We start from the raw sequence: 13,520 nt of genomic DNA, 5'->3' as shown, positions 1-13,520 counted from the left end.
TCCGCCGGGCGGATCCGTGGCACCGGGAGGGGAATGTACCCGGGATCGAGCCGGGAGGGGCGGCTCCCGGCCGGGGGAGGTGGGCGGATGGGCGAGGTGTGGACGATCGTCGTCCGCGGGCTGTGCGGGGGGCTGCTGGTCATGGCCTTCGCCCTCGTCGGCGAGATCGTGAGCCCGAAGCGGTTCGCCGGCATCTTCGCCGCCGGCCCCGCGGTCGCGCTCGCGGGGATGGCCGTGACGCTGCTGGTGCTGGGGGAGCGCCAGGTGGCCGAGGCGGGGCACGGCATGGTCGTCGGGGCGGTGGCGCTGGTCGCCTACTGCGCTTCGGCGGTCCCGCTGACGCGGCGGCTCGGCGCCACCGCCGGCAGCGCGGTGGCGATGGTGATCTGGGCGGCCGTCGCGACCCTCGGCTGGGAGCTGATCACGTGAACGACGATCCCGGCAGGATCCGCGTGCACCCCGAGAAGATCCGCGAGATCTCGCTGCCCGGGATGGGGCTGCGCTTCGCCTTCGGCATGGTGGTCTCGGTGATCGCCGGCCTGGTGGGGCAGCGCTGGGGGGTCACCGCGGGCGGGGTGTTCCTGGCCTTTCCCGCCGTCATGGCCGCCACGCTCACGCTGATCCAGGACGAGGAGCACAGCCGGGTCCCGGTCGCGCAGGACGCCCGGGGCGCGGTGCTGGGCGCGGTCGGGATGATCGTCTTCGCGGTGTGCGTCTGGGCGCTGGCCGGCCGCGTCCCGGCGGCGCCGGCGATGGCGCTGGCGACCGTGGCCTGGATGATCGTCTCCGCCATCCTCTACCTGGCGGTGCGGCGTTACACGAGATAGGTGTGCCGGGCTGTCACCGGGAGGATGGAGAACCCTCACCTCAGGGCGCCGGGAACCGAAGGTGGGAAAACGCTGGGCGACGGGCGAATAGGGGGCCCGATAGCGCGGTAGGGGTGGTCGGCGATAACAGTGCGATGCGCTGTTTCTCGGGATGGCGCGGCTGTTCATCCAATAATTCCCGGAAAATGACTGATGCGGCCGGAGACGTTGTCTCCGGCCGCACCTCAGCCGTCTGCCACGAGCGGTCGGTCAGATCCAGGGAGTGCTGTTGTCACTGGTGGGGGTGGGCGTGGGGGTCGGGGTCGAGCTCTGGGTCTGCGTGTCGCCCGGGGTCGTCGCGTCGGCCATGGACATGCCCGCGACGGCGGCGCTTCCGGCGGTGGCGAAGATGGCGATGATGGCGATGCGGGCGGCGGCGGACTTCATGTTCTTCATCATTTTGCTGACCCCTTTTTTGTGGCCTTCGGCTTGTTTCCCTCACCGTTTCCCTGGTGACATTTACGAAGGTATGGGGGGTCGCTATCCATGCCTTATCGCTCCGCTTCTGTTTCACCACCGCCGAAGTAGGGGGCGGCGATAGCGGTTATCGAATGCCTTTTTCCGGGGGGCGTCGCGCCGCGGGGGGGAGGTCGGCCATGGGCGTCGCGCCCCAGGTCGGGGAACGGCGATGACGGGCGATGACGGGTGACGACGGCAGCGACAGGGGCGGCCGGGTGGCGAGACGCGATGGCGAGACGCGATGGCGAGACGAGGTCGCGGCGTCGACCGGACGGGGGTGGCGCGTCCGCCCGGACGAGGATGGGCCGACGATGGCGGCAGGGAGCTGGGCGAGGAGGGTAGGAGGCCGGTCGTCCGGTCGCTACCGTGTCGGTCGTGAAGCCACATCGACGCATGCGGCGCGGTGGCCGCGCCGAGCGCGGCGCCCGGCCGGCGAAGGTGCCGCCGCCGGGGGAGCTGACGGGCATGGACGTCGTGCTCGTCGGCTACTTCTCCGCCAAGGAGCGGCATTACCTGGTGATCATGGACGAGTTCGCGAGCGCGGTGGCGGCCCTGGGCGCGCAGGTGGTGGGACGCTTCGTCCAGCGCCGGGGCGTCTCGGACGGCGGGGCGCGGACGATGGACGCGCCCTATTCGTCCCGCACGCTGGTCAGCGCCGGCAAGGTGGAGGAGATCGCGCTGGTGCGGGAGAAGACCCGTGCCGACGCGGTCATCTTTCTCAACCCGCTGACGGCGCACCAGGTCGAGACCCTCACCGGCCTGTTCAACTGCCCCGTGCTCTCCTCACAGGACCTGGTGCCATAGGCGGGTGTCCTCACGGGGCACTGTCGGGAACGCGGCTACGGCGAGCGGCGCCGCCGTCGCGGCGGTCTCGGCCGGGAGCCGGGGGACGCCCGCCGGGGACGCCGTGATGGACGGGTCCCGGCGGGCGTAGGCGCTGACCGGTGGGTCACACCGGCTTTGTTAGCGCTAACATTCGAGGGTCTCGAGGTGCGTCGTTTTTTCCTGGCGCGGGCCCTTTTCGTAACCCGGGCTCGGCGCGCCTGTCAACCGCCGTCCGCCGCGGCTGAAATTTACAGCCGCCGGCCGGGCCGTGCCCGGCCGTGGCGCCGCCTGCGGGCGCACGTGGAACGCGCCGCCGGCGGCCGGAGAACCCGCCGCTCACCGCCTGCGCGCCGCCCCGGCGGCATCTGGGCTCATGCCTGGGCGACGACGCGGGCATGGCGGGACGGGGGCACGCCGGCCGTTGCGCGCCGGTGATCGCGGACGTACAGTCGCCACCGCCTCACCCCTCCACCGACAGGGGCGGGCCCTTCACGGCGCCCCTCCGGCCGCACCGACGGCCGCGGGCGACGGCCTGGCGCGGGAAGCCGGGCACCGGCACGACGCCCCGCCATCTGCGGCGCGCCTTCTCCGGCGCCGACCCGGCGTGCCCGCGCGGGCACGCCTGTGCGCCGGACCGCCGTCCTGCCCCGGTGAGTCCCTGCCGCCCCGCTTCGCCCTGTGCCGTGGCGCGGGCGGCGCCGCTCGAACCACGGATGAGGACCAGCGATGAACTCCGCGACTTCCATGCCCAGAACCGGCCCGCGCCGCCGCCTCCGCCGAACGCTCGCGGCGGCGGCCGTCGCGGTCGCCGCCCTGTGCGGCTCCGCCCCGGCGCACGCCGCGACGTCCGCGCCCGCCCTGCCCGCGAAGGCGACCGCTGCCCTGCCCGCGAAGGCGACCGCCGCGCTGGCCGCGAAGGCGACCGCTGCCCTGCCCGGGAAGGCGACCGCTGCGCGGCCCGCGTCCGCGACGGGTGCGGCAGGTACGACCGCCGCGTCGGCGGCCGGTGCGACCCTCGGACAGGCCGCTCGGCGGACCACGGCCGGGGGCGCCCCCTTCGCGGCCCGCGCCGCCTACCCCAACCCCGGGTACGTCACCGGATCGATCTCGGTGCACGACCCGTCCATGGTGAAGACGCCCGCCGGCGGCTACATCCTCGTGCACACCGGCGACAACATCGCCATCAAGACCTCCACCGACCGGACGGCCTTCCGCGACGCCGGCACGGTGTTCCCGGGCGGCGCGTCCTGGACGACGGCCTACACCGGCGGCAGCCGCAACCTGTGGGCGCCGGACATCTCCTACCGCAACGGCCGGTACTACCTGTACTACTCGGCCTCCACCTTCGGCTCCAACCACTCGGCGATCTTCCTGGCGACCAGCACGACCGGCGCCTCGGGAAGCTGGACCAACCAGGGCCTGGTCATCGAGTCCCGGACCTCCGACAACTTCAACGCCATCGACCCCAACCTGGTCGTCGACGGCCAGGGCGCCTGGTGGCTGTCGTTCGGCTCGTTCTGGTCGGGCGTCAAGCTCGTCCGGATCGACCCGGCCACCGGCAAGCGGGCCGACTCCACCATCCGGTCCATCGCCGGGCGCAACGGCGGCGCGATCGAGGCGCCGTACATCTTCAGGCGCGGCTCGTACTACTACCTGTACGTGTCGTTCGACCTGTGCTGCCGGGGCGCGTCCAGCACCTACCGCGTCATGGTCGGCCGCTCGACCAGCGTCACCGGACCCTACGTCGACCGTAACGGGGTCGCGATGACCTCCGGGGGCGGCACCGAGATCCTCGCCGGGCACGGGAGCATCCACGGCCCCGGCCACCAGGCCGTCTTCACCGACGTCGACGCCGACGTGCTGGTCTACCACTACTACGCCGACAACGGCGCCTCGCGGCTCGGCATCAACCTTCTCGCCTACGACTCCGCCGGCTGGCCCTACGTCTACTGACCCTGGGAGGGGGACCGGGCCCTGTCCGGTCCCCCGTCGCCCTGGCCGACGGTGTGGTTGCGGAACAGCAGCAGGGCCAGGCACAGGGCCACCACGATATTGACCACCGTGGCGGCGGCGAACACGCCCACCGGGCGCCAGCCGGCCTCCTTGAGCGAGGAGACGACGCGGAAGGCGGACCAGGCGGTCAGCGCCACGACGACGACCCCGATGAGCGCGTTCTGGGTGACCTTCACGATGGTCCCCGGCATCCGGCGCCGGACCGGCCCTGGGCGCCTCCTCGGCCGCGTGCCTCCGTCCGGGGGGCGGCGCGCTTTCCGTGTCCCGGCGAACCCGCACGGTGTCCGGCCGCATGTAGTTTTCATCGGACGGCGCCGTCCATCACCCCTTTGACCATGAATGCAACACATATGGCTTTTCCAGTGTCATATCCATATTGCTCGGAGCGTGACGCCGTCGTTATGATCCCTCGATGCGGAGTAGCCTCGGGATGATCGCCCTCCGACAGGGTGCCCGCCTCCGCCTTGACAGTGCGACGGCCGGCGCTTTCTTCGTGCCCGCCCTCCGATTCTCCCGACACAGGGGTGCTTCGACTCGTGCATGAAATCGACCGGCCCGAATTGGCGACGCCGGAAAGCGGAGAGCCTTTCACGGCGGCGCTCCACCTCCCCTCCCGCGGCCACGTCCGCGCGCACCAGTGACATGTGGGTCCTCGGGCTCAACGCACCCGCGGTCGGCTGGCACGACGTGGCCGCCTGCCTGGTGGACGGCGACGGGGTGGTCCACGCGCTGGTGGAACAAGAGCGGGTCAGTCGCGTCAAGCACGGCCTGCGCGAGTACCCCGCCCGCGCGGCCCAGGCGTGCCTGGACATGGCCGGCATCACCGCGGCCGACGTGGACGTCGTCACCGTCGGCTGGGACATGCCCCGGCACTCGGCGCGCGACGACCTCGGCCTCGACCCGCCGGTGCTCGGCCGGCCGTGGCGGTTCGGCGACAGCCGCGACTGGCTCGCCACCGCGCTCGGATGGCGGGTCGACGCGGCCCGCCACCCCGAGGTCGTCTTCGTCCCGCACCACCTCGCCCACGCCTGCGCGTCCTTCTACGCCTCCGGGCACGCCGAGGCGGCCGTCCTGGTGGTCGACGGCAACGGCGACGACGAGAGCGTCTCGATCTACGACGCCCGCTACGGCCGGATGCTGGTGCGCCGCGAGCGCTGGCCCATCCCGCACTCGCTGGGGCTGATGTACGACGCGGTCTCCAGGACCATCGGGCTGTCGTTCCTCGAGGCCGGCAAGACCATGGGGCTCGCCGCGTACGGCAAGGCCCGCGGCGCCGACCGCTGGCCGATCTTCGAGGTGTGCGCCGGCGCCTTCACGCCTCCCTTCGACCTGCCGCCCGGCGCTCCGCACCGCGACGTGATGCGCGCCTGGTGGGACCACTTCGCCCGCATCGGCTTCCGGCGGCACGACGGCGACCCGGCCACGCTGGACGGCGACGAGGACGCCGTCCGGCTCGCCTGGAGCGCCCAGGCGAGCCTGCAGGAGGTCATGGCGATGCTCGCGCGCCGGGCCAGGCAGGTGACCGGGCACGACGTCCTGTGCCTGTCCGGCGGCGTCGCGCTGAACTGCTCCTCCAACGGCCTGCTGCCGCCGCCGGTGTACGTGCCGCCGGTGCCGCACGACGCGGGCGTGTCGCTCGGCTCGGCCTGGGCGGTCGCGCCGCCCGCCCGTCCCCGCGCCCCGCTCAGCCCGTACCTGGGCCGGCGGGTGCGGCCCCGGGAGATCGACGAGGCGCTCGCGCGGCACGGGCTCGCGGCCCGGGAGGTGCTGCCCGAGACCGTCGCCCGCTGGCTGCTGGCCGGCCGGATGGGCGGCGTCGTCACCGGGCGGGCCGAGATCGGCCCCCGCGCGCTGTGCCACCGTTCGATCATCGCGGCGGCCACCGACGACCGGATGCGCGACCGGCTCAACCGCGCCAAGGGCCGCGAGTTGTGGCGGCCGCTCGGCCCGGTGGGCCTGGCCGAGAGCGAGGGACGGCACTGGGAGGCCAGCCCGCTGCACCGCTACATGGTGGGCGCCAGCCTGATGACCGACCTCGGCGCCAAGGAGGCCCCGGCCGGCGTGCACGTCGACGGCACCGCGCGCCCGCAGATGATCGGCCGTGAGGACGGGGTGGTGTGGGACGTGCTCGACCGGTTGCGCGCGAGCGGCGCACCGGCCGTGGCGATCAACACCTCCTTCAACACCCGGCAAGAGCCGATCGTCGACGACGCCGAGGGCGCCGTGCGCTCCGCCCGGGCGATCGGCCTGGACTTCCTCATCCTGGAGGACCGCCTGGTCGACCTGAGCGGCGACGGCTGACCGGCGCGAGGCGCCACGCACCCGTCGCACCGCCCGGACGCCGGCCGGACGTCGCCCGGCGTCCGGGCGGTGCTCGCGTGGGCCCGCGTACCGGCGGCGCCGGCGTGGGCCCGCGTCCCGGCGCGCTCGCGCTGATTCTGGGCCGGGCGGCGCTCGGGGCGGCCGGTGACCGCCGGTTCACCCAACTTTCACATGCCGTTGGCCGCTCCCGGCGGCGCGCGGCGGGGCCGCATCATGCGAATGACGAGGCCAGTTGTGGTGGTCTGACGGTTAAGGGCGATATGTAATGAATGTGGAGTGCTTGCGCAATAAAAAGCTGACATTTCAACGTCTGTCAGATTTAGCGACTCTCCGAGCTGTCTGACTTCTCCGTTCACGACCAGGACCCCCCACCTGGCCGGAGAGCAGGCAGAAGGAGAGGCTCGTGAGACGGGTCTTCACCGGCGCCCTCGCCGCCCTCGCCACCGTCGTCCTCACCCTGACCCTCACCACCGGCCCCGCCGGGGCCACCCCGCCCAACATCCCCTCCGCCGCCACCGCCGCCTCGCGACTGGCCGCGCTGACCGTCGCGGCCGAGTCCCACCAGTCCACCTACAACCGGGACCTGTTCCCGCACTGGATCACCATCTCGGGCGCCTGCAACACCCGGGAGACCGTGCTCAAGCGCGACGGCACGAACGTGGGCACCGACTCGAGCTGCGCCGCCGTCTCGGGCAGCTGGTACAGCCCCTACGACGGGGCCACCTGGAGCTCGGCCGCGGACGTCGACATCGACCACATGGTGCCCCTCGCCGAGGCGTGGCGGTCCGGGGCGTGGGCCTGGACCACGGCCCAGCGGCAGACCTACGCCAACGACCTCGGCGGGCCCGAGCTGTGGGCGGTCACCGACAACGTCAACCAGGCCAAGGGCGACCAGGACCCGACCACGTGGAAGCCTTCGCGCACCGCGTTCTGGTGCACCTACGCCCGCGCCTGGATCCAGGTGAAGTGGTACTACAGCCTCACCCTGCAGAGCGCCGAGAAGTCCGCGCTCACCTCCATGCTCAACTCCTGCTGACCGTCCCGGACGCCGCGGCGCCGCCCACGCCCGCGAGGGGTGGGCGGCGCCTGACCGTGGAAGGCGAAAGGCGCCCCGCTCGTGCGGGACGCCGTCGCGGGGAGGCCGGCGGTCACCAGGTGGCCGGCTTGCCCTTCTGGTACAGCCACACGTCGAAGAAGCCCTTGAGGTCCTTGCCGGACGCGCTCTGCGCCGCGGCGACGAAGTCGGCGGTGGTGGCGTTGCCGTACTTGTGCGTGGTGGCCCAGTCCTTGAGCAGCGTGAAGAACGCCGCGTCGCCGATCTTGCCGCGCAGCGCGTGCAGCGTCATCGCGCCCCGGTTGTAGGGCACGTTGCCGAACATGTCGACCGGCCCGGGGTCGGTCAGGACGGTCTGCCAGAACGACGAGGTGGCCGCGCGCCCGTAGTTGCTCGCGCTGTCGAAGGTCTGCTGCGCGGTGGCGCCGCCGTTGTGCTCGGTCCACAGCCACTGGGCGTAGGTCGCGAAGCCCTCGTTGAGCCAGATGTCGGACCAGCGCTTCAGCGACACGCTGTCGCCGAACCACTGGTGGGCGAGCTCGTGGGCCATGGTGCCGAGGCTCGGCGCGCTGGAGAAGATCGGCTTGGTCTGGCTCTCCAGGGCGTAGCCGACGTCCGGCGCCTTGTCGATGATCGCGCCGGTCGAGGCGAAGGGGTAAGGGCCGAACACCGAGGAGAAGTACTCGACGATGTCGGGGATGCGGGCGACGGTGGCCGCCGACTGGCTCGCGAGCTGCGGGTCCACGGCGGTGTAGACCGGGACGCCGCTCGGCGTGACCGACCTGGCGACCTGGAATCTGCCGAGCGTCACCGTGGCCAGGTAGGTCGCCATCGGCTCGGTGGAGTCCCACACGAAGGTCGTCCTGCCGCCGGTGGTCGTCTGCGACAGCAACTGCCCGTTGCCGACGACGGTTAGGCCCTCGGGCACGGTCGCGTGGAAGGTGAACGTCGCCTTGTCCGTCGGGTGGTCGTTGCCGGGCAGCCAGGCCGGCGACCCCTGCGGCTCGCCCGGGACGAACGCGCCGTCGTCGGTGGGCACCCAGCCCTCGATGGAGTCGTCGGGGTCGGTGATGACCGGCGGCGTGCCCGCGTACTTCACCCGGACGGTGAACTGCTCGCCGTTCTTCAGCTTGGGCCGCGGGGTGACGACGAGCTCCTGTCCCTCCCGCCTGAACGACGCCGGGTGCTTGCCGACGGTGAGGGAGCTGATCTCGGGGCCGCGGAAGTCCAGGTCGAACCGGTCGAGGTCCTGGGTCGCCACCGCGGTGATCGTCGTGGTGGCGTCCATGCGCTTGGTGGCCGGGTCGTAGGAGAAGACGACGTCGTAGTGCCGCACGTCGTAGCCGCCGTTGCCCTCGGAGGGGAAGTACGGGTCACCGACGCTCGGCGCGCCCGCCGAGTACCGCGGCCCGCCGGGGTCGCCGGGGGCGGCGAAGGCGGGTGGGGCGCAGACCAGGACGGACAGCCCCGCCACGACGGCGGCTCCCCGCAGACCACGAGACCTCATCGGATTCCTCTCTGGACGCTCCCGGCCGGAACCGGGCCGGTTCGTGGGGGAGCGAAGCATGTGGACGCCACGTGCGATCCAGGTCGGATCGTACAAACCCCCCTTAAACCGGTCAAGATCTACGGAATCCCCTGAAAAGCAACTTTCCCCGCTTTGTACCCCAGAACGGATGGTCGCCCGCACGGGTACGGTCCGCGAGAAGCACAGGCCGGCAGGGGATACGGCACTCCGAGGCGTCCAGGCTCCCACGGGTCACCGCACCCCGTCCCGCCGGTTGTGAACTTCTCGTTACGTCCTCGGCCGGGCCGCCGCCGCCCCTCGCCGGATCTCACTCCGACGGCACCAGGACGACCTTGCCGGTGAACCCGCCGGCCTCGGCGAAGCGCAGCGCCGCCGCCGCCTCGGTCAGCAGGAAGGTGCGGGCCACCTGCGCCGTGATGCTCCCGGCGGCCAGCATGGCGAACAGCCGGCCGAGGTCGGCGCGCAGCTCGGCGCGGTAGCGGTCCAGGTGGCGGGCCTTGCCGGCCCACAGATTGAAGAAGTGCGCGCCGCGTCCGTTCGGCAGGTGGTTCCAGGCCGCGAGCCGGGCCACCAGCTTGAGCACGGCCAGCGTGCCGCTGCCCGGCTTGTCGCGGGTGGACGCGCTGCCGTAGGACACCAGCGTGCCGCCGCGCGCCAGCATCCGCCAGGAGCCGGCGATGCCCGGGCCGCCGACGTGGTCGAACACCGCCGCCACGCCCTCGGGCGCCAGCTCGCGCACGCGGGCGGGCACGTCGTCGTGGTAGTCGACGGGGATCGCGCCGAGCTCCCGCAGCCGGTCGTGACCGCGCGGCGAGGCCGTGCCGATGACCCGGACGCCGGCGTGCCGGGCGAGCTGGACCAGCGTCGAGCCCACCCCGCCGTTCGCGCCGAGCACGACGATCGTCTGACCGGCCCGCACCCGGGCCGTGCGGTGCAGCATGCGCCAGGCGGTGACGCCGTTGACCACGACGGTCTCGGCCTCGGCCGCGCTCACCCCGTCCGGCACCGGGACCAGGTCGGCCACGTCGAGCACGACCCGATCGGCCCACCCGCCGATCTTGGTCAGCGCCGCGACCCGCTGCCCCACCTCCACGGGCGAGCCGCCCGCGCCCGGGGCTGCCCGGCCGCCGAGGGCCTCCACGACGCCGACCAGGTCGTACCCGGGGACGAAGGGGAAGGCCGGCTGGTCGTAGTACTTGCCCCGGCGCATCTGCTGCTCGGCGAACGACACCCCGCTCGCCTCCACCCGCACCACCGCCTGCCCGGCCCCCGGCGCGGGCAGCTCCCTGCTGCGCACCAGCATCGCCTCCGGCTCCCCGACCCCGGCGAGCACGATCTCGGTCGTCTCCATGGCCCGTCTCCTCGGTCGTAGTTATAACCTCTAACTAAAGTTAGAGTACCCGAAAATCGATGCATGGCAAGAGGAAGGGCTGCGAGCGGCCGCGCCGCCAGGGGGCGATGGAACGGCATGGAACGCCTCGAGGGTGAGACCAGTTCCCCCTCTAAGGAGAGACCTCCCGTGCCAAGAACCATCTCCCTGTCGCTGTTCGGACTCGTAGCCCTGTTCGCGGCGGCGGTCCTGGCGACCCCCGCGTCCGCCGCCTCCGCCTCGCTGTCGTGCCAGGTCATCCCGTCCACCAGCGGGTCGAGCACGAACGTCTGCGGCACGTTCCGGGCCGCGTCCAGTTACGTGATCGACAACGCGGTACAGGGTGGTCCGGCGAGCGGCTACGACTGGCACGTGCCCTCGGGCACCAAGGTCGTCGGCGGCTGCAACTCCACCACCCCGTTCTGCGACCTGTCCGTGCGCGCCGCCGCCCGTGACCGCGAGTTCGTCACGTCGGTGGGGGTGCCCGGCTCCGGCACCCTCTCGGTCACCGCGGTGCTCCCGGCCGTGTGCGGCGCCTTCCTCTGCTGATCCTCGACGCGCGCGGACGTCGCCTGCGGCGGCCCGCGCGCACCGCACCCCGAGCCCGGGCCGGGAACCACCCGCCCGGGCTTGAACGGCGCCTTGGCCCCCTATGGCGACTCGCGGCCGGTGTGACCGGGATCACATCGGTCGCCTGTCCCCTTCTGCCGTTCCGGCTCGTCCTGTGGCCGGCAACCGAGCACAGGAGGTCCGAGGACATGAGTCAGGTGATCGTCATCGAGTCGTCTACGGCGCGTCGTCCGGATCGGTGACGCGGTAGCCGACGCCGGGGGTCGTGGTGATGATCGGCGGGCCGCCGAGTTTGCGGCGCAGCCGGCCGATGGTGACGGCGACGGTGTTGGTGAACGGGTCGGCGTGTTCGTCCCAGACCTGCTGCAACAGGGCCTCCGCGCTCAGGAACGCGGGGCCGGCCCGCAGGAGGGCCTCGAGGACCGCGAACTCCTTGACCGACAGGTCGAGCCGCCGGCCGTCGCGGGTGGCCGTGCGGCGCAGCGGATCGAGTTCGATGCCGGCCGCGCGCAGCGTCCGCGGCCGGGCTGCGGGGCGCCGTCGGGCCAGGGCGCGGACGCGCAGCACCAGTTCGGGGAAGTGGAAGGGCTTGGCGAGGTAGTCGTCGGCTCCCTGTGTGAGGCCGCTGACCCGGTCGGCGGGGGAGCCGGCGGCGGTGAGCATCAGGACCATCGGCCGGTCGTCGTGGTCGGTGATCATCTGGCAGAGCGTGTCGCCGTGGATCCCGGGCAGGTCGCGGTCCAGGACGACGACGTCGTAGGCGTTGAGATCGAGCTTGGTGGCGGCGGACAGGCCGTCGTGCGCGAGGTCGACGGCCATGCCCTGGTCGCGCAGCCCCTCGGCCAGGACCTCGGCCAGCGACAGCGCGTCTTCGACCACCAGCAGCCTCACGCGGCGGCGCCCCGCGGCGCGGCGGCCGGCAGTGGCAGCGAGACGGTGACGCGCAGGCCGCCCTCGGGGCGGGCGTGCAGTTCGAGGCGGCCGCCGTGCGCGGCGGCGACGGCGGCGACGATCGACAGGCCGAGGCCCGAGCCGGTCTGGGAACCGGTCCGGTCGGCGGTGAGCCGCCGGAACGGCTCGCCGAGCCGGGCGATGTGCCGCGGGTCCAGAACCGGGCCGCCGGTCTCCACGGCCAGCCGCGCCGAGCCGTCCTCGGTACGGGTGGCGACCCGGATCCAGCCGCCGTCCTGGTTGTGGACGACGGCGTTGTCGATCAGGTTGTCCGCCATGCGCGTCAGCAGCGTCGGGCTGCCCTGGATCGGCGGGGTGTCCCGCAGGCCGTCGTCGTCCACGGTCAGGTTCTTCTCGGCGATGCCGGCGGCGTGGGCGGCCAGTGCGCCGGAGACCAGGTCGCCGAGCGACACCACCGCCCGGTCGGGGAGCGCTCCGTGTTCCGCGCGGGCCAGGACGAGGAAGCCCTCCAGAAGGCGGTCCACCAGGTCGAGTTCGGCGCGCAGCCGGTCGGCGAGCGCGACCGTCTGCGGGGGCGCCGGACGGGGCTTGGCCATGGCCACGTCCAGCGCGGCCCGCATCGTCGTCAGCGGCGTCCGCAGCTCGTGGGAGGCGTTGGCGACGAAGCGGCGCTGGGCGGCGAAGGACGCCTCCAGGCGTTCCAGCAGCCCGTCGATGGTGTCGGCGAGCTCCTTGACCTCATCGGCCGGGCCGGGCACCGCCAGCCGCTCGTGCAGGTTCTCGGCGGAGATCCGCCGCGTGGCCGCCGTGATCGTGCGCACCGGGCGCAGCACCCGGCCGGCGACGGCGTTGCCCAGCACGACCGACACCGCCGCCATCACCACCAGCGCGATCAGCGAGCCCACCAGGAGCTGGCGCGATTGGAGCGCGTGGACGCCGGCCAGCTCCGACTCCAGCCGGTGGATCCTCTCCTGGGCGACGGCGAGACCGGACCCCGGGGCGTCCATGTCGGGCGCGTGGGAGGTCGCGCTGCCGCTGGACAGCAGGAACGTCAGGAGCAGCAGGCCGATCCCCGACATCAGGAACAGGCCGGCATACAAGATCGTGATGCGCAACCGCACCGTCCGCCCCGGCCCCTCGCGCCGCCCCGGCCCCTCACGCCGCGGCGATCTCTCGGAGTTCCCCGATCGCTCGCGCCGCCGGGACCCCTCATGGTGCGGCGACCCCTCTGATCGTCCGGACCTCTCGCGCCGTCCCGGCTCCTCACGGCGCTCCGACCTCACCACCGGCCCCGCCTCTCGCGGCATAGCATCCTCACCATCCGGTCCCGCTCGTCCCCGCATGGCATCCTCGCCGGCCCTCGCGGCGCCGATCCGCCCGCGCCGGTGACCGGCAACGCCACGCGATCTCGTCGCCCGGTCCCGTGCCTCCCGGCGTCGCGGTGTGCGCACTGGTTCGTCCGCGGGCACGTCGAGAGCACCAGGATGGTCTGCGGGACCTAACACCGATATAACACCCGCGGACTCCGTCGCGGTGACGTGAGCGTTCCGGCCCCTTTTCGATCTCTGACGCCTACCATTGCTGAACGATAAGCCGGTCATA

13 protein-coding genes are annotated in these 13,520 nt (G+C 72.7%); 7 read left to right on the top strand and 6 right to left on the bottom strand.

Going from position 1 to position 13,520, the window contains the following annotated elements; genetic code table 11:
- Positions 1-87: 87 nt before the first annotated feature.
- Complete coding sequence (locus ABZU32_RS14075) at positions 88-429, top strand: DUF3147 family protein (protein ID WP_354921683.1); 342 nt, start codon at positions 88-90, stop codon at positions 427-429.
- Positions 426-827, top strand: a complete 402-nt coding sequence (locus tag ABZU32_RS14070) for a DUF3147 family protein (protein ID WP_354921680.1) — start codon at positions 426-428, stop codon at positions 825-827. The genes ABZU32_RS14075 and ABZU32_RS14070 overlap by 4 nt, the downstream gene beginning before the upstream one ends.
- A 249-nt stretch (positions 828-1,076) precedes the next feature.
- On the opposite strand, the gene ABZU32_RS14065 is transcribed toward ABZU32_RS14070, so the two are convergent.
- Positions 1,077-1,265 (bottom strand): hypothetical protein, encoded by a 189-nt coding sequence (locus ABZU32_RS14065; RefSeq protein ID WP_354921677.1) that lies wholly within the window; start codon positions 1,263-1,265, stop codon positions 1,077-1,079.
- Between the two features lie 435 nt (positions 1,266-1,700).
- On the opposite strand from ABZU32_RS14065, the gene ABZU32_RS14060 reads away from it, so the two are divergent.
- Both ABZU32_RS14060 and ABZU32_RS14055 read left to right on the top strand, forming a co-directional pair.
- Positions 1,701-2,129: a hypothetical protein gene (locus tag ABZU32_RS14060; protein WP_354921674.1), complete on the top strand. Its 429-nt coding sequence runs from the start codon at positions 1,701-1,703 to the stop codon at positions 2,127-2,129.
- Positions 2,130-2,876: 747 nt separating this feature from the next.
- Positions 2,877-4,103, top strand: coding sequence for an arabinan endo-1,5-alpha-L-arabinosidase (locus ABZU32_RS14055; RefSeq protein ID WP_354921671.1), 1,227 nt, complete (start codon positions 2,877-2,879; stop codon positions 4,101-4,103).
- Here ABZU32_RS14055 and ABZU32_RS14050 read toward each other — a convergent pair.
- Positions 4,097-4,339, bottom strand: coding sequence for a hypothetical protein (locus tag ABZU32_RS14050; RefSeq protein ID WP_354921668.1), 243 nt, complete (start codon positions 4,337-4,339; stop codon positions 4,097-4,099). The two genes, ABZU32_RS14055 and ABZU32_RS14050, sit on opposite strands and share 7 nt — an antisense overlap.
- 466 nt (positions 4,340-4,805) lie before the next feature.
- Between ABZU32_RS14050 and ABZU32_RS14045 the strand changes: the two genes are divergently transcribed.
- Positions 4,806-6,464, top strand: a complete 1,659-nt coding sequence (locus ABZU32_RS14045) for a carbamoyltransferase C-terminal domain-containing protein (RefSeq protein WP_354921665.1) — start codon at positions 4,806-4,808, stop codon at positions 6,462-6,464.
- A gap of 424 nt (positions 6,465-6,888) precedes the next feature.
- The gene (locus ABZU32_RS14040; RefSeq protein ID WP_354845701.1) at positions 6,889-7,521 is read left to right on the top strand and encodes an HNH endonuclease family protein; all 633 of its coding nucleotides are present in this window, start codon (positions 6,889-6,891) and stop codon (positions 7,519-7,521) included.
- 112 nt (positions 7,522-7,633) lie between these two features.
- Here ABZU32_RS14040 and ABZU32_RS14035 read toward each other — a convergent pair whose 3' ends face one another.
- Positions 7,634-9,046 carry a M1 family metallopeptidase gene (locus tag ABZU32_RS14035; RefSeq protein WP_354921662.1) on the bottom strand — a complete coding sequence of 471 codons (1,413 nt, stop codon included), beginning with the start codon at positions 9,044-9,046 and terminating at the stop codon, positions 7,634-7,636.
- A gap of 328 nt (positions 9,047-9,374) precedes the next feature.
- Positions 9,375-10,418 (bottom strand): medium chain dehydrogenase/reductase family protein, encoded by a 1,044-nt coding sequence (locus ABZU32_RS14030; RefSeq protein WP_354921659.1) that lies wholly within the window; start codon positions 10,416-10,418, stop codon positions 9,375-9,377.
- Between the two features lie 168 nt (positions 10,419-10,586).
- On the opposite strand from ABZU32_RS14030, the gene ABZU32_RS14025 reads away from it, so the two are divergent.
- Entirely contained in the window at positions 10,587-10,985 is a 399-nt protein-coding gene (locus ABZU32_RS14025) for a hypothetical protein (RefSeq protein ID WP_354845709.1), read from the top strand.
- 237 nt (positions 10,986-11,222) lie between these two features.
- On the opposite strand, the gene ABZU32_RS14020 is transcribed toward ABZU32_RS14025, so the two are convergent.
- Together ABZU32_RS14020 and ABZU32_RS14015 are read right to left on the bottom strand one after the other, a co-directional pair.
- On the bottom strand, positions 11,223-11,897 hold the full coding sequence (locus tag ABZU32_RS14020) for a response regulator transcription factor (RefSeq protein ID WP_354921658.1): 675 nt from the start codon (positions 11,895-11,897) through the stop codon (positions 11,223-11,225).
- On the bottom strand, positions 11,894-13,039 hold the full coding sequence (locus ABZU32_RS14015) for a HAMP domain-containing sensor histidine kinase (protein WP_354921655.1): 1,146 nt from the start codon (positions 13,037-13,039) through the stop codon (positions 11,894-11,896). Before ABZU32_RS14015 ends, ABZU32_RS14020 begins: the two co-directional genes overlap by 4 nt.
- Positions 13,040-13,520: the final 481 nt, after the last annotated feature.

Origin of the sequence: Sphaerisporangium sp. NPDC005288 (genome assembly GCF_040607475.1) — a bacterium.
Lineage (GTDB): Bacteria > Actinomycetota > Actinomycetes > Streptosporangiales > Streptosporangiaceae > Sphaerisporangium > Sphaerisporangium rhizosphaerae.
The sequence above is the reverse complement of the archived record's forward strand: the minus strand, read 5'-3'. Positions and strand labels throughout refer to the sequence as shown.

What these genes read in the sequence shown, in the direction of transcription:
- ABZU32_RS14075 (WP_354921683.1), top strand. Translation starts at nt 88, where the DNA reads ATGGGCGAGGTGTGGACGATCGTCGTCCGCGGGCTGTGCGGGGGGCTG.
- ABZU32_RS14065 (WP_354921677.1), bottom strand. Translation starts at nt 1,265, where the DNA reads ATGATGAAGAACATGAAGTCCGCCGCCGCCCGCATCGCCATCATCGCC.
- ABZU32_RS14055 (WP_354921671.1), top strand. Translation starts at nt 2,877, where the DNA reads ATGAACTCCGCGACTTCCATGCCCAGAACCGGCCCGCGCCGCCGCCTC.
- ABZU32_RS14045 (WP_354921665.1), top strand. Translation starts at nt 4,806, where the DNA reads ATGTGGGTCCTCGGGCTCAACGCACCCGCGGTCGGCTGGCACGACGTG.
- ABZU32_RS14035 (WP_354921662.1), bottom strand. Translation starts at nt 9,046, where the DNA reads ATGAGGTCTCGTGGTCTGCGGGGAGCCGCCGTCGTGGCGGGGCTGTCC.
- ABZU32_RS14030 (WP_354921659.1), bottom strand. Translation starts at nt 10,418, where the DNA reads ATGGAGACGACCGAGATCGTGCTCGCCGGGGTCGGGGAGCCGGAGGCG.